16 protein-coding genes are annotated in these 15,654 nt (G+C 44.5%); 10 read left to right on the top strand and 6 right to left on the bottom strand.

The features are described 5' to 3' along the window. The first annotated feature begins 191 nt into the window (after positions 1-191). The 5 genes from cysT to V7M78_RS12135 all read left to right on the top strand — a co-directional run bounded on the left by cysT (position 192) and on the right by V7M78_RS12135 (position 4,707). Positions 192-1,040: a sulfate ABC transporter permease subunit CysT gene (cysT, locus tag V7M78_RS12155; protein ID WP_333649853.1), complete on the top strand. Its 849-nt coding sequence runs from the start codon at positions 192-194 to the stop codon at positions 1,038-1,040. 17 nt (positions 1,041-1,057) lie between these two features. Further along, entirely contained in the window at positions 1,058-1,894 is an 837-nt protein-coding gene (gene cysW / locus V7M78_RS12150) for a sulfate ABC transporter permease subunit CysW (RefSeq protein ID WP_333649851.1), read from the top strand. Beyond that, positions 1,878-2,960 carry a sulfate/molybdate ABC transporter ATP-binding protein gene (locus tag V7M78_RS12145; RefSeq protein ID WP_333649849.1) on the top strand — a complete coding sequence of 361 codons (1,083 nt, stop codon included), beginning with the start codon at positions 1,878-1,880 and terminating at the stop codon, positions 2,958-2,960. The genes cysW and V7M78_RS12145 overlap by 17 nt, the downstream gene beginning before the upstream one ends. Positions 2,961-2,994: 34 nt before the next feature. Then, entirely contained in the window at positions 2,995-4,104 is a 1,110-nt protein-coding gene (locus V7M78_RS12140; RefSeq protein ID WP_333649847.1) for a sulfate ABC transporter substrate-binding protein, read from the top strand. A 66-nt stretch (positions 4,105-4,170) separates the two neighbouring features. Continuing rightward, the gene (locus V7M78_RS12135; protein ID WP_333649846.1) at positions 4,171-4,707 is read left to right on the top strand and encodes a hypothetical protein; all 537 of its coding nucleotides are present in this window, start codon (positions 4,171-4,173) and stop codon (positions 4,705-4,707) included. A gap of 134 nt (positions 4,708-4,841) precedes the next feature. On the opposite strand, the gene V7M78_RS12130 is transcribed toward V7M78_RS12135, so the two are convergent. The 4 genes from V7M78_RS12130 to V7M78_RS12115 form a co-directional block, all read right to left on the bottom strand. Beyond that, complete coding sequence (locus V7M78_RS12130) at positions 4,842-6,335, bottom strand: permease prefix domain 1-containing protein (RefSeq protein WP_333649844.1); 1,494 nt, start codon at positions 6,333-6,335, stop codon at positions 4,842-4,844. After that, positions 6,328-6,660: a PadR family transcriptional regulator gene (locus V7M78_RS12125; RefSeq protein ID WP_333649842.1), complete on the bottom strand. Its 333-nt coding sequence runs from the start codon at positions 6,658-6,660 to the stop codon at positions 6,328-6,330. The genes V7M78_RS12130 and V7M78_RS12125 overlap by 8 nt, the downstream gene beginning before the upstream one ends. A 263-nt stretch (positions 6,661-6,923) precedes the next feature. Continuing rightward, a complete protein-coding gene (locus tag V7M78_RS12120; RefSeq protein ID WP_333649840.1) occupies positions 6,924-7,157 on the bottom strand; it encodes a hypothetical protein in 234 nt (77 codons plus the stop codon). A gap of 21 nt (positions 7,158-7,178) precedes the next feature. Next, the gene (locus V7M78_RS12115; protein WP_333649838.1) at positions 7,179-7,838 is read right to left on the bottom strand and encodes a 4Fe-4S dicluster domain-containing protein; all 660 of its coding nucleotides are present in this window, start codon (positions 7,836-7,838) and stop codon (positions 7,179-7,181) included. 200 nt (positions 7,839-8,038) lie between these two features. Here V7M78_RS12115 and V7M78_RS12110 point away from each other — a divergent pair, with 200 nt between their 5' ends. From V7M78_RS12110 to V7M78_RS12090, 5 genes are all read left to right on the top strand, one after another. Then, positions 8,039-8,632: a lactate utilization protein gene (locus tag V7M78_RS12110; RefSeq protein WP_333649836.1), complete on the top strand. Its 594-nt coding sequence runs from the start codon at positions 8,039-8,041 to the stop codon at positions 8,630-8,632. 155 nt (positions 8,633-8,787) lie between these two features. Then, entirely contained in the window at positions 8,788-10,485 is a 1,698-nt protein-coding gene (locus V7M78_RS12105) for an adenylyl-sulfate reductase subunit alpha (RefSeq protein WP_333649834.1), read from the top strand. Beyond that, on the top strand, positions 10,469-10,780 hold the full coding sequence (locus V7M78_RS12100; RefSeq protein WP_333649832.1) for a 4Fe-4S dicluster domain-containing protein: 312 nt from the start codon (positions 10,469-10,471) through the stop codon (positions 10,778-10,780). The genes V7M78_RS12105 and V7M78_RS12100 overlap by 17 nt, the downstream gene beginning before the upstream one ends. Before the next feature lie 10 nt (positions 10,781-10,790). Continuing rightward, complete coding sequence (gene cysD / locus V7M78_RS12095; protein WP_333649830.1) at positions 10,791-11,693, top strand: sulfate adenylyltransferase subunit CysD; 903 nt, start codon at positions 10,791-10,793, stop codon at positions 11,691-11,693. Continuing rightward, entirely contained in the window at positions 11,693-13,384 is a 1,692-nt protein-coding gene (locus V7M78_RS12090) for a sulfate adenylyltransferase subunit 1 (protein ID WP_333649828.1), read from the top strand. The genes cysD and V7M78_RS12090 overlap by 1 nt, the downstream gene beginning before the upstream one ends. Positions 13,385-13,458: 74 nt before the next feature. On the opposite strand, the gene V7M78_RS12085 is transcribed toward V7M78_RS12090, so the two are convergent. Together V7M78_RS12085 and V7M78_RS12080 are read right to left on the bottom strand one after the other, a co-directional pair. After that, the gene (locus tag V7M78_RS12085; protein WP_333649826.1) at positions 13,459-15,138 is read right to left on the bottom strand and encodes a S8 family peptidase; all 1,680 of its coding nucleotides are present in this window, start codon (positions 15,136-15,138) and stop codon (positions 13,459-13,461) included. Between the two features lie 61 nt (positions 15,139-15,199). Then, a partial coding sequence (locus V7M78_RS12080; protein ID WP_333649824.1) for a S8 family serine peptidase occupies positions 15,200-15,654 on the bottom strand: 455 nt, incomplete at its 5' end.

Below are 15,654 nucleotides of genomic sequence, written 5' to 3'. Positions count from 1 at the left end.
TAAGCTTTGTGGCTTTAAAGGATTTGTAAACGGAGCTCTGCTCATCAGCATGAATGGATGTAAGGTGAATCGTTGGGCTGGTCTTGGCGGCTATGTGATGGGAAGTACCGGTGTTCGCGTCAGTAAAAAAGCATAAACCAGGGATTATGGTATTTAGTGTGGAAAAAGTATAACATTGAGGAGCTTGTGAAATGAAAAATGCAACAAAGAAAAGAAAGAAGAAAAGGGTAATACCGGGGTTTGGAATATCACTTGGAATTACAGTTACTATGCTGGGATTTATCGTATTGATTCCGCTTTGCTCTCTGGTGGTTTTTTCTGCAAATTTATCTTTTAAGGAGTTTGTTCAAGTAATTACAAGACCAAGGGTTTTGTCCAGCTATTATGTGAGTTTTAAGACAGCTTTTATTGCAGCAGTGATTGATGCGGTTATGGGAATGATCATGGCGTGGGTACTGGTACGCTATGAGTTCCCGGGCAAAAAGATAATGAATGGAATTATCGAACTTCCATTTGCTCTGCCGACAGCAGTAGCAGGTATTTCCCTTACTCACTTAACGACGGCCAACGGATGGATTGGAAGCTTTTTTGATCAATTTGGCATTAAAATCGCATATACAAGAATCGGGATAACCGTAGCTCTGGTGTTTATTGGTATTCCATTTGTTGTAAGAGCGGTGCAGCCGGTGCTGGAGAAGATTGATATCCAGTATGAGGAGGCTGCTAACATTTTAGGGGCCAATCCAAGGCAGACCATGATGCAGGTGATTTTTCCGGAAATTCTCCCGGCGCTGATTGGCGGCTTTACCTTATCTTTTGCAAGAGGCTTAGGGGAATACGGCAGTGTTGTATTCATTGCAGGAAATCAGCCCTATAAGACTGAAATCGCACCGCTTATGATCATGTCGGAATTACAGGAATATGATTATGCCAGTGCTACATCAATTGCCCTTGTCATGTTGCTTGTAGCCTTTGTCATTCTGTTTGTGAATGCAGTATTGCAGAGCAGAACATCAAAAATTATCAGTGGTATTTCATAAGGTAAGGAGAAGCAATCATGGAAATTAGAAAAAACAGTGGACCAGTCAAATGGTTCTTTATTGGAATCAGTGCCGTATTTCTTGTGACAATGCTGATCCTGCCGCTGATTTACGTAATGACAACGGCATTTAGTGCAGGAATACCGGCATTCAGCAATACGGTAAAAGACAAATATGCCCTTAAAGCAATCGGATTGACTGTCAGAGTAACGCTGATCACTCTGGGTATTAATGTAATATTCGGACTGTTTGCATCATGGTGTATTACACGGTTCCAGTTTCATGGAAAAAAAGTACTTTCCACATTAATTGACCTTCCGCTTACGGTATCTCCGATTATTGCTGGCTTGATCTATGTCCTGACATTTGGGCGGCAGAGCATATTATATCCAATTCTGCAGAAGGCCGATATTGCAATTATATTTGCCGTTCCGGGGATTGTACTGGCAACCATTTTTGTCACATTTCCCTTTGTTTCCAGAGAAATTATTCCGGTCCTGAATTCAATCGGTACGGATGAAGAAGAAGCGGCAGCTTTGATGGGAGCAAATGGCTTTACCATTTTCTTTGGAATTACACTGCCTCATATTAAATGGGCATTACTGTACGGAATTGTTCTCTGCGCAGCAAGAGCCATGGGAGAGTTTGGAGCTGTATCTGTTTTATCCGGACACCTTAGAGGCAAAACAAACACCATGCCTTTATATATCGAACTGCTTTATCAAGGCTATGATTTTACAGGGGCATTTGCGGTATCAGCCATTCTCGTGTTTATGTCCGTTGTTATTTTGATTTTGCGCAGTATATTGGAAGATAAAGGAAAGGGAAGTATTGAAAATGGAAAACCAGAATGAAAATTATATAAAACTAAGAAATATTAACAAGTTTTTCGGAGAATACAAAGCTTCCGATGATGTTAGTTTTGACATAAAAAAAGGCAGATTAGTAGCACTTTTAGGCCCAAGCGGAAGCGGAAAAACCACCATCCTGCGGATGATCGCAGGTCTTGAAACTGCGGATTCCGGAGACATTTACATTGGAGGAAAACTGGTCAACGATGTGGAGGCAAGTAAGCGGGGAATTGGATTTGTGTTCCAAAATTATGCCCTGTTTCGCTATAAGACCGTGTATGACAACATTGCCTTCGGACTTAAGGTGAACAAATGGGAAAAGGAAAAAATTAAGGCCAGGGTAGAAGAATTAATAGAATTAGTTGGTTTAAAGGGGTTAGAAAAAAGATATCCCAATCAATTGTCAGGCGGACAGCGCCAAAGGGTTGCATTTGCAAGAGCCCTTGCTCCCAATCCGGCTGTTTTGCTCCTTGATGAACCTTTTGCAGCCATTGATGCCAAGGTAAGACAGGAGTTACGGAGCTGGCTTCGTGAGATGATTGATAAGGTGGGGATAACCAGCATTTTTGTTACCCATGATCAGGAAGAGGCCATTGAGGTGGCAGATGAAATCATTATAACAAATATGGGAAGGGTGGAGCAGATCGGTTCACCCCAGGAAATATACCGGAATCCAAGAACAGCTTTTGCCGCTGAGTTTATGGGGCAGCCAACGAAAATTGGACAGATCAATCAACTGAAGGGATTTAAACAACTGGCAGACTCCACTCATGCAATCCTTCGTCCGGAAAATGTGGCAGTTACGAAACTTTCGGAACCTGTGAAGTACAGTTCTTCCGTGGAGGGGGGTATCATTGAAAGGATATTATTCAGAGGAAAAGAAATCGAACTGACAGTGAGAGTCAATGGTAATGTACTGAAGGGAACGCGGCAGATCGAAGCGGTTCCGGTGGAGAAAGGAGAAAAAGTGAATGTCTGTGTCTTCCGTGCATTTACATATGAAGATGCTGGTCTTGTCCGGCCTGTCTGGAATGCCAACATTGAGGCAGAGGAATCAGTAGTTATTTAATATCAGCGCAATGCGCAGAAAGAAGGAGAAATTTATGAAAAAAAGTTTGGTGCCAGCTTTATTGATTGGAGCATTGAGTTTCAGCCTTGCAGGATGCGGAGGAACGAAAAATACCCCAGTGGACACAACAACTGCAGCAGGAAGCAGTACAGCGGCGGAGAATAAACAGGAGGCGGTTGAGATTACCAATGTATCTTATGACCCGACCAGAGAACTGTATGTCTCCTATAATGAGCTGTTTGCATCTTACTGGAAAGATAAGACAGGGCAGGAAGTGGATATTGTTCAGTCTCATGGGGGGTCCGGTAAACAGGCCCTTGAGGTTGCCAACGGACTTGCAGCAGATGTGGTCACCTTAGCCCTTGAAGGCGATATAGATGCTATTGCAGATGCAGGATTAATTGAAACCGGTTATACCAGCGAGTTTGAGTTGGATAGTTCACCCTATACATCGACAATTGTTTTTCTGGTCAGAAAAGGAAATCCAAAGAACATTCAGGACTGGGATGATCTGTTGGAGCAGGGAGTCGGAGTCATTACTCCAAACCCGAAAACTTCAGGCGGAGCAAGATGGAACTATCTTGCAGCATGGTATTACTTTGAAAATCAGGGCTTGCCTGAAGACCAGATTGTTGAAAATATCAAGAAGCTGTATGGCAATGTGCTGGTACTGGATTCCGGCGCAAGAGGATCCACAACAACCTTTACGGAAAACGGACAGGGAGATGTACTTCTTGCATGGGAAAATGAGGCGTTTCTGTCCCTGAAGGAAGATCCCGGCTCCTATGAAATTGTTGTTCCCTCCGTATCCATTCTTTGCCAGCCGACAGTTGCAATTGTAGATGAGGTTGTAGATAAGCGGGGAACAAGAGAGGTTGCAGCAGAGTATTTAGGTTACCTGTATTCCGATGAAGCACAGAAGCTTGAAGCAGAAAATTACTACCGTCCGTCCAATCAGGAAATTTTGAACAGCTATAAATATGCGGCAGACAGCAACACAATTACAGAACTTCCTGCTGATGGTAAATGGATTATCACCAATGTTAATTTGACAGATATCAGCCACTTTGGCGGTTGGAGTGAAACCATGGCAAAGCATTTTGTAGATGGCGGGTTATTTGATAGTATTTACGAGGTGAAATAGCATTACAGGGAATGCTCCAGATAGGTCTTATAATAAGGTTTGAAAGGCATAAGGGAGGAAAGCTTTATGAAACTGCGGATACGAAAAAGGTGTTTTTCCTGGAGTCTGGTAAATGAAAACGGCCAAACAGCGGCAAAAATCAGCAATCAGGCGTTCATAGGCGGAGCTAAGAAGATTAGTGATGCCCAAGGCAATGTTATTTTTACCACAGGCATTGTAAACGTTTCTAAAGATAGCCAGGGTGGGAATTATGCTGATTCTAAGAAGTATGTCATCTATCAAGATGCTGTTCCAATAGTAACCGCAACCCTTTCTTTTACGAAGAAACGGGAATCTGAAAAACAGCTTCCTTTTATGTTAAAACTTCCCCAGGTTGAAAAACTGGACGTGGAAACGCCTGGTGGTCTTTGGATTATCCAGCGAAAAAGAAACCACAGTTTCATAATCACGTGCAACGATATCCAGTTGGGGAGCATCACTCCGTTTCTTTCATTGAAACCTGCTTACTTTGAATGTGCGGAAACGTATGAAGCTGTTTTTTGGGCCGGGATCTATGTGCTTATCGAGTATATGATGCATGAAGATGATTTGATTGTTGTTTAGATATTGGGCTCTGACCTATGTTCTGTTTTAAATCCATGGACCGCCATGACGTTTTCGTCATTGGCGGTCCATTTTCGCTCTATAACAATTCTTGAAGAATGTCTGAAAGACTGGTCAAACAGAATAAAAACAGTTTAATCAGATGTCACAGGCCCATAATTCAAAGGCTCTTCTGTAACACAGTCATAGCGGTATGCTGAAAAAATCAGCCCAAGAAGCAGCATGTTGCAAAGACTGCTTAACCTGCCTTCCGAAACCAGGGGCATATTGGGAAAATAGGCATACTGATATCCAAAGTTTCCAAGCAGATAAAAGATTCCCTGCCAAAGCAGGCACTGGCCGCAGGAAAAAGCAAGGGCTGATGCCAAATGCCCATGTATCCGTGTGATGCATGAAAAAAGGAACGTAAAAAACAGACCAATAACACCTAGCAGAGCTAGCCCCGGAAGCCATCCAAAGAGAAAAATACATACAGCAATCAAATAATTATTGTGGTAATGCTGAGGCAGGATATCCCAAAGAGTCACCTGGTCTTCCTGGTAATGGATATACCGGGGGTGGTATCCCTGGTCCCAAAGGGCATCTACCTTTTCCTGAAAATCCTGTTGGGTAACATCTATGCCAATCTGTTTCGGATCGCGGGAAGCAAAATACCAGGCTCCGGTACCGTAGTCCATCATCTCCGGTCCGGAGAGCTCCAGACCGTGGGTCAGAGGGGTCTTTGAAAGCAATTCCTGAACCAGGATTCCGTTGTATGTATCGTCCAAGGTCCTGTAAACGGCAGACTGGGGAAATAGGAAAGCCTTGATGTTTTCACGGCCGGAAGCTGTCAGAAAGAGTGGGCTTCCGAGAAGGACCAGAAGGGACAGCGCACCGGAATAAAGGTATTTCTTTTTACCAGGAAGGATCCTGCGGTGAATCATGAAGCACAGGGTTCCTATTGCACTCAGGAGAAAAATGATGATTGCAGTATCAATGAGGAATAAGCGGGATGAATACATGAAAAGCAACCATGATCCTGCGCTTCCAACGGCAGCTGCCATAAATTTCTTTTTGCTTTTCCGGGAACAGTACAGCAGTATGGTAATGACAGGGATAAGCAGCAGTGTGGCGAAATAAGTAAGGGGTGGACACCAGTATATAATGACACGGCTTGTTGTGATTACTGCCAGAGCCAGATATAAAAGGCAAATGGAGACTGTCAAAATTTTTCTGTACCGGATTAAAAGAGGATATCCCTTGAATACTGTCATTATAAGCAGGATTCCTCCGGGAATGTAGTAAAGAAATCCATTGGCTGCCTGTTCCGGTGTCCACTGTATAAAAGCAGACAGACCAAAGCCTGTCAGAAGCAGAAGGGCAGTAATAAAGGAGAGCCAGGGGGCTTTCTGAATTCTGTGGACTTCATTCAGTTCTGCTCCAATAAGGACCGGATCCCCCATGCTGGAAATAGCTTGGCGGACAGCATCTTCCGGAGAAAACCCCTGGGACTGATACTCTTCCACATGATCCTGTAAATGAGATTCCAGCTCCTGGCGAATAGAAGGGCGGAGCGGTTTGTAGGAAATCTGGTCAGTTACTTCATCAAGGAAGCTGGAAACAGCATTGTCAAATGTGTTTTTATTCAAGAACAGCACCTCCCATCACCTGATTAATAGCAGTCTGATAAGTATTCCATTCTTCTGTTTTTTCTTTCAGAAGTTTTTGTCCATGAGAAGTAATTGCATAATATTTGCGGATACGGCCGTTGTCCGCAGTTTGTTTGTAACTGGTGACAGCCCCTTGCTGTTCCAGAGAATGTAAGATGGGATAGAGCGTGCCTTCCTGAAGCTGAAATACATGATGGCTTTGCTGTTCCAATTCACGAATGATCTGATATCCATACATGCTTTGCTGTTTCAGAAGCTTCAGTACCAGCATGGAAGTACCGAGAGCCATGTAGCGTTTGTCCATAGGATATCCTCCTTACTTCATAATTTTTATTTGGATACCTTGATAATCTAAGTATAATATATACTATACATAGATCATCAAGGTATGTCAAGGTTATAGAATTAAAAATAACTTTTTCTGCATAGGTTCTTCTTTCTGACTTTGCCAAAAGAAAAAGCAGGAAAACGTTTATGTGTTTCCTGCTTGATAGTGGTGCTGTAAGAGTAGCGGATATTTTATTGTTGTAAGTTGGCGATGATTTTCATAAATCGGAAGTTGTTATGCTATTTGGATTTGTTAGCTATTGTTACTTCTTTTCTGATATTTCCCATTAAAATTTCCATATTAGCTCTGTAGTTTTCGAGCCGATCTTCTAATTCTTCGATTTCCGACCCAAGAATAGCTTTTCTTCCATAATATTTTGTGGCAATTTCCCATTCTAATTCACCAATCTTTTTATGAAGAAAATCAAATTCTTCTTTGAGAGATTTTAATTTAGGTGTAAGATTTTTTGCCATGATATTCTCCTTCCTTTCGAATCAGAAAGTACGCGTTTTTATATAATTCAGTGTCCATGGGCAATTGAATAAACATTTGAGGCAGGTTTTGCAGTGATATACATCAACAATCTCATCCCGGCAGACGTTTAATCCCCATGTTTTACCGTGAATAACCTTTACTGGACAGATATCCTTACAAATGGTACACTTGCCGCATTTCGGCATGAGAATTGACTTGTTTTCAGTAGGCAATGGCAGATTTGTCAATACGGTACATATGGATAATGCGCTGCCATATTGTTCTGTTACCAACAAATTGTTCTTTCCAATCCAACCCAAACCTGCTAACAAAGCAATTTTTTTATGTGGAAGCGGAGTTGTTTTTATAGATTCATCATAATTTCCCCGTTGGAGCAAAATATTTTCTGACTGAGCCAAGGCCTTGTAGCCTTTTGCAATGATAAAATCGGCTGTCCATTCAGCCAGTTGATCAGATTGCTTCTCTGTCTTTGAAAATTCAGAATGATCGATTCGATTTTCGATTGCAAGACGATAAATATATTCCTGGCTGAGAGCGATTCCTATTAGCAGTGCAGTATCATAGCCTCGCCTTTCGTTTTCTGAAAGCATGGATATATCAATGACTTTAACAATATCAGCACCCTGATGATGTAATTTAGAAATTAACTCATTCAGCATATGTCTGTCCTTTTCGTCCTTCTGTTCTTCTCAGCATTTATTTTATCATGAAGTACCTGTTTTTCACAGTATTATTTGGCAGAGTCGATTCTGTATTCTGTTTTTAATTAATAAGTCTTTTATAATTCCCTTTATTATTGAAGAAATCTGGATTATGCAGTATAATTTCTTTTAAAACAATGCGGAATAGAGGGAAAGCAATGGAATATTCAACAATAAGACAGAATTTTGAAAAACATGGATTTTCAACACAGCTTTTTTCCACAAAAGAAGAAGCATGTAATTACCTTGTAAATACTCTGGAACACCAGACCATCGGATTTGGAGGAAGCGTAACCCTTAAGGAAATGGGGCTGTTTGAAGAATTACAGCAAAAGAATGCGGTGGTATGGCACAACAAGGTTCCGGGCATGGCGGTGCGGCGCCTGGCTAATTGTGCCGATATTTACATAACCAGTGCCAATGCGGTGACGGAATCAGGGGAGATTGTCAATATTGACGGAACAGGAAACCGGGTTGCCATGACCTCATTTGGCCCTGAAACCTGTTATTATATTGTGGGGAAAAATAAAATCACATCTAATATCAGTGACGCTTATTTCCGATGTAAAAATGTGGCTGCTCCGCAAAATGCCAAAAGGTTGAATGCAAAAACCCCCTGTGCGGTCAAGGGGGATAAGTGTTATGACTGTAACAGCCCTAACAGGATCTGCCGTATTATTTCTGTTATTGAACGCGTTCCTATGGGCATGAAATGTGAAATTATCTTTGTGGATCAGGAATTGGGATTGTAAATTTTAATATGAATAAGAGGCCGGTATTGCCTCTTATTTTTTTGTGATGAAATATCTTTTTGACGAATAACATATAAACATATTGACAAACTATGTTAATGGGGATAAAATAGCAATACACAAAATTAACAGGTTTTGAAAGCAGGGGACTGGATATGAGTAAAAAAATAAATCATGAGATCATCACCGCAGATGTACTCATCATAGGCGGCGGAACAGCAGGCTGCTACGGAGCCCTGACACTCAGCAGGAATTCGGATTTAAAGGTAGTCATTGCTGAGAAGGCCAATATAAAAAGAAGTGGCTGCCTTGCAGCAGGTGTCAACGCCATTAACGCCTATATCGTGGAAGGAAGAACTCCCCAGGATTATGCCAACTATGCGGCAAAGGATGCAGGCGGAATCGTCAGGCATGACCTGCTTTTATCAGCGGCAGAGCGGTTTAACCAGGTAACCGCTGAGATGGAAAAGCTAGGTCTGGTGATATTAAAGGATGAAAAAGGCCGATACGTTGCAAGAGGAAACCGGAACATCAAGATCAACGGTGAAAACTTCAAGCCAATTCTGGCAAAAGCTGTTGACACTGCAAAGAATGTGACGGTTTTAAATAATGTGAACATAACCGATCTGCTGGTTCATAACAATCAGGTGGAAGGTGCAGTAGGATTTCACATGACAGAAGACACAGCCTATGAGATCCACGCCAGAGCAGTTTTAGTTTCCACCGGAGGGGCTGCCGGACTGTATAAGCCCAACAATCCCGGGTTTTCCCGCCATAAGATGTGGTATCCTCCCTTTAATACCGGAGCAGGCTATGCCATGGGAATCCGGGCAGGAGCGGAGATGACCTCCTTTGAAATGCGTTTCATTGCCCTGCGGTGCAAAGATACCATTGCCCCCACCGGAACTATTGCCCAGGGAGTAGGGGCAAAGCAGATCAATTCCAGGGGAGAGGTTTACGAAGAAAAATACGGAATTACCACAAGCGAGAGAGTTTACGGAACCGTAAAGGAAAACCAGCTAGGCAACGGGCCCTGTTACCTGCAAACAAAAGGAATCAGCAGGGAAAAAAATGAAGAGCTTTTAAAAGCCTACTTAAATATGGCCCCCAGCCAGACCTTAAGATGGATCGAAAGCGGAAAAAATCCAGGTGAGGAAGATGTGGAAATCGCAGGAACAGAGCCTTATATCGTAGGCGGGCACACTGCCAGCGGCTACTGGATTAACACTAACCGGGAAACCACCATCAAGGGACTGTATGCAGCAGGTGATGTGGCTGGAGGATGTCCTCAGAAATACGTGACCGGAGCTCTTGCAGAGGGAGAGATCGCCGCCCTGGATATAATCAAAAAGCTGGAAAAAGAAGAGAGAGAAAGAAAAATCCCCGAAGCTGTCAGCCTATATGCAGAGAAAAAGATAAAAGAATATGAAATTATTTTAAACAATCCACTACCCAGGTTTTCTCAGGAAGCCCTGGAAGAAGCCATGCAAAAAGTCATGGATGAATATGCCGGAGGAATATCGACCAATTATCAGTTCAATGAAAATCAGCTGAGGCTGGCTGATGAGAACATTACCCGCCTGTTAAAGCTGGCAGAGGATATGAACGCCGGCCATATGCATGAGCTGATGTTCGTATACGAACTGAGAGAACGGCTGGAAGTATGCCGGTCCGTCATCGCTCATCTGCTTTACAGAAAAGAAACCAGATGGCATTCCTTTAACGAAAACCTGGATTACCAGGAGCCTCGTGAGAAATATTTCGGATACGTGAATTCAAGGCTTGTAGATGGGGAACTTCATCTGAGTTTAAAAAGCATTGTGAAAGGGGCAGAGTATGAGCATCAGAATTGACGAAAACAAATGTGTGGGATGTTTTCAGTGCATATCCGTCTGTCCGGGAAGCCTGATAAAAGAAAGAGACGGCAAAGCCTTTGTGAAATACCCCAGGGACTGCTGGGGCTGCGTCTCCTGCGTTAAGGAATGCAGGGCTGCTGCCATTGAGTTTTATTTAGGGGCCGATATCGGCGGAAACGGCGGAACCATGAACGTTTCTTATGAAGGGGATATTCTTCACTGGAATATCACAAAAAATGACGGTACTGTCATGGTTATTGATGTAAACAGCAAAAATTCAAATAAGTATTAGGAGGATTATTATGAGTGAATTATCCCATCTTGATGAACTTGAAGCAGAGGCCATTTATATTATCAGGGAGGTTGCGGCCCAGTGTGAAAATCCGGTGATGCTGTATTCCATAGGAAAAGACAGCTCTGTTATGCTTCACCTGGCATTAAAGGCATTTTACCCGGAAAAACCGCCCTTTCCCTTTCTTCATGTAAACACCACCTGGAAGTTTAAAGAAATGATTGAATTCCGGGACAGAACGGCAAAAGAACGTGGCATTGACCTTCTGGAGTACATAAACGAAGACGGAGTGGAAAAAGGAATCAATCCCTTTGACCACGGCTCTGCTTACACCGATATTATGAAGACCCAGGCTTTAAAACAGGCCTTGAACAAATACGGCTTTACGGCGGCATTTGGCGGCGGAAGGCGGGATGAGGAAAAGAGCCGGGCAAAGGAACGGATTTTCTCCTTCCGCAATGCCTCCCATGCCTGGGACCCTAAAAACCAGAGGCCGGAAATGTGGAAGCTTTATAATACGGAGATTTACAAGGGGGAGAGCATCCGGGTATTTCCCATTTCCAACTGGACGGAAAAGGACATCTGGCAGTATATCAAGCAGGAGAACATCCCCATTGTCCCCTTATATTTTGCCGCAGAGCGTCCCGTGGTTTACCGGGACAATGACATCATCATGGTGGATGACGACCGCATGAGGTTAAAGCCGGGAGAGGTTCCTCAGCTGAAAAAGGTCCGTTTTCGCACTCTGGGCTGTTACCCCCTTTCCGGAGGCGTGCTGTCAGAGGCGGATACCTTAGATGAAATCATTGAGGAAACCTTAAGCTCCGTGGAATCGGAACGGACCAGCCGGGTCATTGATAAGGATGGCGGTGCAGCCAGTATGGAAAAGAGAAAAAGAGAGGGGTATTTCTAATGAATGGATTGCTGAAGTTTATCACCTGCGGCAGCGTGGATGACGGAAAGTCAACGCTCATCGGACACATTTTGTATGACTCCAAGCTGTTATACGCAGATCAGGAAAAGGCCCTGCTTCTGGACAGTAAGGTGGGCTCCAGAGGCGGAGAAATTGACTACTCCCTTCTTTTAGACGGCCTTATGGCAGAACGGGAACAGGGAATCACCATTGACGTGGCTTACCGCTATTTTACCACAGACAACCGGAGCTTTATTGTTGCCGATACACCGGGCCATGAAGAGTATACCAGAAATATGGCTGTAGGTGCTTCCTTTGCCCAGCTTGCAATCATTCTCATTGATGCGAAGCAGGGAGTTCTGGTTCAGACCAGACGCCATTCCAGAATCTGTTCCTTAATGGGAATCAACCATTTCGTATTTGCGGTCAACAAGATGGACCTGGTTGATTACAGCCAGGAGCGTTTTCAGGAAATAGAAAGAGATATTCTGGCTTTGGCAGAAGAATTATCCCTTAAGAGCGTAAAAATCATTCCCGTCAGTGCAACGGAAGGCGATAATGTGACAAAGAAGTCTGAGAATATTCCCTGGTATCAGGGGGAAGCTTTACTGACTTATTTGGAGCAGGTGGATGTTTCCGAAACAGAAATTGGCACCGGTTTTTATATGCCCGTACAGAGAGTGTGCCGTCCAAGTCATGAGTTTCGGGGCTTTCAGGGGCAGGTGGAGTCCGGGAAAGCCGTTGTAGGGCAGAAGGTGGTTACCCTTCCCAGCAATGAAACCGCGTCCATAAAAAGCATTCTGGTGGGCGATAAGGAGTGGCCGGAAGCCAGTGCAGGCCAGGCCGTCACCCTTCAGCTTGACCGGGAAGTGGATGTGAGCCGGGGCTGTGTCCTTTCCGATACAGGAGAACTTCCGGTGTCCAAGAATATAAAAGCAACGATCCTCTGGATGGATGACGAACCATTGCAGGCGGGAAAAGATTATCTTGTAAAACTTGGAACCAAAATGATACCGGCCGTCATCAGCCAGGTGGAATATAAGGTTGATGTGAATTCCGGAAGCCATTTGGCAGCGGACCAGATCACAAAGAATGAGATTATTTTCTGCGATCTGGAATTTACAGAAAAGATTGTGGTGGATGAGTTTAAGAGAAATAAAACCCTTGGAGAATTGATCCTCATTGACCGGGTCACTCATATGACCTCTGCCTGCGGCGTTGTGGAGCAGGTGGAAACAGAGGGAGAAAAGCCTTATTTTGAAAAGGATGGAATTAAGGCCAAAGGATATATTTTTGAAGAGTTTTACTTTAACCTGGAAAATGCCTTTTTATCCAGGCAAAAGACAAAGGAAACCACCTACCATGTAGGCGATCCGGTTCCAGTGGAAGGAGACAGCTTTCATTATCCCGACTATTTTGATATCATATCCCCTGAGGACTCTGCTGCAATTTTAATCCGCAGCCGTAAAGTCCGGGATATCATAAAACTTGACTCTTATGAATACGGCGGTCTGCCTGTTCTCGATGAAAGAGGATTTGCTTTAAAGATCGGGACAGAAGAGGAGCTTAAGGAATTTTTGGAAGAATATAAAGCAGTGGAAAAGGAGAGCAGGATCGCATTTTACAACAAGTGGTCCAAATTTGAAACCTACCGCAGAATTGTGTGCAATGAGAATTTCTGGGTAATTTAAGATAACAAAAATAACCGTATAAAGAAATGCGTCTTGACAGGCAGGGAGCCATCAAGACGCATTTTGCATTTTTCTCATATGTTCGCAAGCCGTTCAAAGAGATTGTTTACATCCAACTGCCCATATCCCCATACATTATTGGGATAAGTTTGTTCGGGGTTGCGCCTTGCCCCTCTTATGATGAGGCGGTTAATATTATTGCCTGTCATGGAAGGGTAATTGCCTCTGGGAACTGCCCATTCCATTACCATGGCCACAACCCCTGCCGCATGAGCAGAAGCTGCTCCGGTGCCTGTTGCCGTTCCGTAACGGTTTCCCGGGCCGGAAACTGCGCAGGGAATTTGATACCCGGGAGCAGCCACATCGGGTTTTGCAAGGCCGTTTCTCGTGTACCCCCTGCTGGATTCCAGGAGAATGCTGTTGTTAAACTGGTTATAAGCGGTGACTGTAAGCTGCTGGGTGCCGTTTCCGGGAGAGGTTATGGTGGTGTCCGGATTTGGATTTAAGAAAAAGGTCTCATCTGAAATCAAATCCCCATTGGGCAGCCAGCAGTGAAAGGAAATAGGCTCATCTTCCAGGCTCTGGGCCCGCAGATACCAGACTCCGGGTATGGGATTGACAAACCGGATGAGGATGAGCTGGTCCCCTGTCTCCTCTTCAAATACGAAGTTATTGACCCAGATCACGCTTTGGGTGAAAATAAAGCTGAACCTTCGGCATTCACTGATAGAGGGGAAAACTCTCTGGGTGGACTCTCTGTTTGGAGTGGAAATGTCGATGGAGATTCTTCCGGGCGCATAGGGCCAAATTTCCATCCAGAACTGCTTGTCACTTTCCCCGATCCTCAGCTCAAAGTTGTTGTAAAAAGGAGGAACGGAGGTATTGTTAAAGTAATGCCTCCCCTTGTTTCCCTCATTTCCCGCGGATACGGTGACACCGATTCCGGGAAGCTGCACAATGTAGGTTAAGTAACTGCTTAAAAAGCCCCGCCCGTCATGTCCTCCCTGGCTGCTTCCTAAGGTAATGCAGATGACCAGCGGTTTGCCGGCCCGTACAGCTGCGGACATCAGATAGTTCACTGCAAAAACAATATCCGACTCTGCAAAACAGACTGCATCATTTCGTATGGAAAAAATACTTTTTAAGTTTTCCTTTGCTTCCTTCAGCTTAACCACAGCCAACTGAGCCTGGGGAACTACGCCGGAAAAGCCCTGCTCCAGATCAGGGCTTCCTGCCAAAATGCTTGCCATGGCGGTTCCGTGCCCGTTGGTATCTATAGAGGGGACAATGGAAAGGGGGGCCTCCGATGCCAGGGCTTCATTGATCATCTCCATCGTATATTCGCTTCCAAAGGTCAGGCCCTCAGGAATGGTGCCGCTCTGATCCGCCTGGTCCCATATGGAATAGATCCGGGTGGTCCCTCCCAAAGTCTGGAAAGCCCGGTGCCGGTAGTCCACTCCCGTGTCAATAATGCCCACCATAATTCCTGCTCCGTACAGGCTTAAAAAGGGATTTCGCTGGACGGTCCCAATGCCGGAACTTTCAATGCTTATGGTGGATTCCGTGGTATAGAGGGAGGGAAAGTTGTGATAGGGGCGGGCTCCCAGGTCGCACAGATCCGCACCGGTTCCGGGTACATGAAGGAGAGAATGGCGCTCTGTCATGGGTGTGATATTGTCACCAGTGTCATAGGAGGGGATGGAAACGTTGCTGATAATCAGGTCATAATAATTATTGTCCAGTATTTTGCTCAAAATGAAGCCTCCTGTCTGTTCTGCCTGATAAAGTCATGGTACATCTTATGCAGAAAATCAGTTAAATATTGGTAAGCCTCTGGAACAGGCTATTAATATCCAACTGTCCGTATCCCCATATATTATTGGGATAAACAATGGGAGTGGTCCGCCTTGCCCCCCGGATGATGAGGCTGCTGACATCATAGCCTGTCATAGAGGTGTAATTTCCCCTGGGAATGGCCCATTCCAGGATCATGGCAATGCCTCCGGCTGCATGGGCTGCTGCTGCTCCGGTTCCGGTTAAGGTGCCGTACCGGTTTCCTGGCAGAGCGCAGGGAATCTGATAGCCCGGAGCGGCAATGTCGGGCTTTATCAGCCCGTTTCTGGTGTATCCCCTGCTGGACTCCGCAAGAATGCTGTCGTTAAACTGGTTATAGGCAGTGACGGTAAGCTGGTTGACTCCGTTTCCCGGAGAGGTTATGGTAGTATCCGGATTTGGAACCAGGAAAAAGGTTTCATCTGAAAGCAGATCCC

Source organism: Lacrimispora sp., from assembly GCF_036758025.1.
Lineage (GTDB): Bacteria > Bacillota > Clostridia > Lachnospirales > Lachnospiraceae > Lacrimispora.
The sequence above is the reverse complement of the archived record's forward strand: the minus strand, read 5'-3'. Positions and strand labels throughout refer to the sequence as shown.

What these genes read in the sequence shown, in the direction of transcription:
- cysT (WP_333649853.1), top strand. Translation starts at nt 192, where the DNA reads ATGAAAAATGCAACAAAGAAAAGAAAGAAGAAAAGGGTAATACCGGGG.
- cysW (WP_333649851.1), top strand. Translation starts at nt 1,058, where the DNA reads ATGGAAATTAGAAAAAACAGTGGACCAGTCAAATGGTTCTTTATTGGA.
- V7M78_RS12145 (WP_333649849.1), top strand. Translation starts at nt 1,878, where the DNA reads ATGGAAAACCAGAATGAAAATTATATAAAACTAAGAAATATTAACAAG.
- V7M78_RS12140 (WP_333649847.1), top strand. Translation starts at nt 2,995, where the DNA reads ATGAAAAAAAGTTTGGTGCCAGCTTTATTGATTGGAGCATTGAGTTTC.
- V7M78_RS12135 (WP_333649846.1), top strand. Translation starts at nt 4,171, where the DNA reads ATGAAACTGCGGATACGAAAAAGGTGTTTTTCCTGGAGTCTGGTAAAT.
- V7M78_RS12125 (WP_333649842.1), bottom strand. Translation starts at nt 6,660, where the DNA reads ATGGACAAACGCTACATGGCTCTCGGTACTTCCATGCTGGTACTGAAG.
- V7M78_RS12120 (WP_333649840.1), bottom strand. Translation starts at nt 7,157, where the DNA reads ATGGCAAAAAATCTTACACCTAAATTAAAATCTCTCAAAGAAGAATTT.
- V7M78_RS12115 (WP_333649838.1), bottom strand. Translation starts at nt 7,838, where the DNA reads ATGCTGAATGAGTTAATTTCTAAATTACATCATCAGGGTGCTGATATT.
- V7M78_RS12110 (WP_333649836.1), top strand. Translation starts at nt 8,039, where the DNA reads ATGGAATATTCAACAATAAGACAGAATTTTGAAAAACATGGATTTTCA.
- V7M78_RS12105 (WP_333649834.1), top strand. Translation starts at nt 8,788, where the DNA reads ATGAGTAAAAAAATAAATCATGAGATCATCACCGCAGATGTACTCATC.
- V7M78_RS12100 (WP_333649832.1), top strand. Translation starts at nt 10,469, where the DNA reads ATGAGCATCAGAATTGACGAAAACAAATGTGTGGGATGTTTTCAGTGC.
- cysD (WP_333649830.1), top strand. Translation starts at nt 10,791, where the DNA reads ATGAGTGAATTATCCCATCTTGATGAACTTGAAGCAGAGGCCATTTAT.
- V7M78_RS12090 (WP_333649828.1), top strand. Translation starts at nt 11,693, where the DNA reads ATGAATGGATTGCTGAAGTTTATCACCTGCGGCAGCGTGGATGACGGA.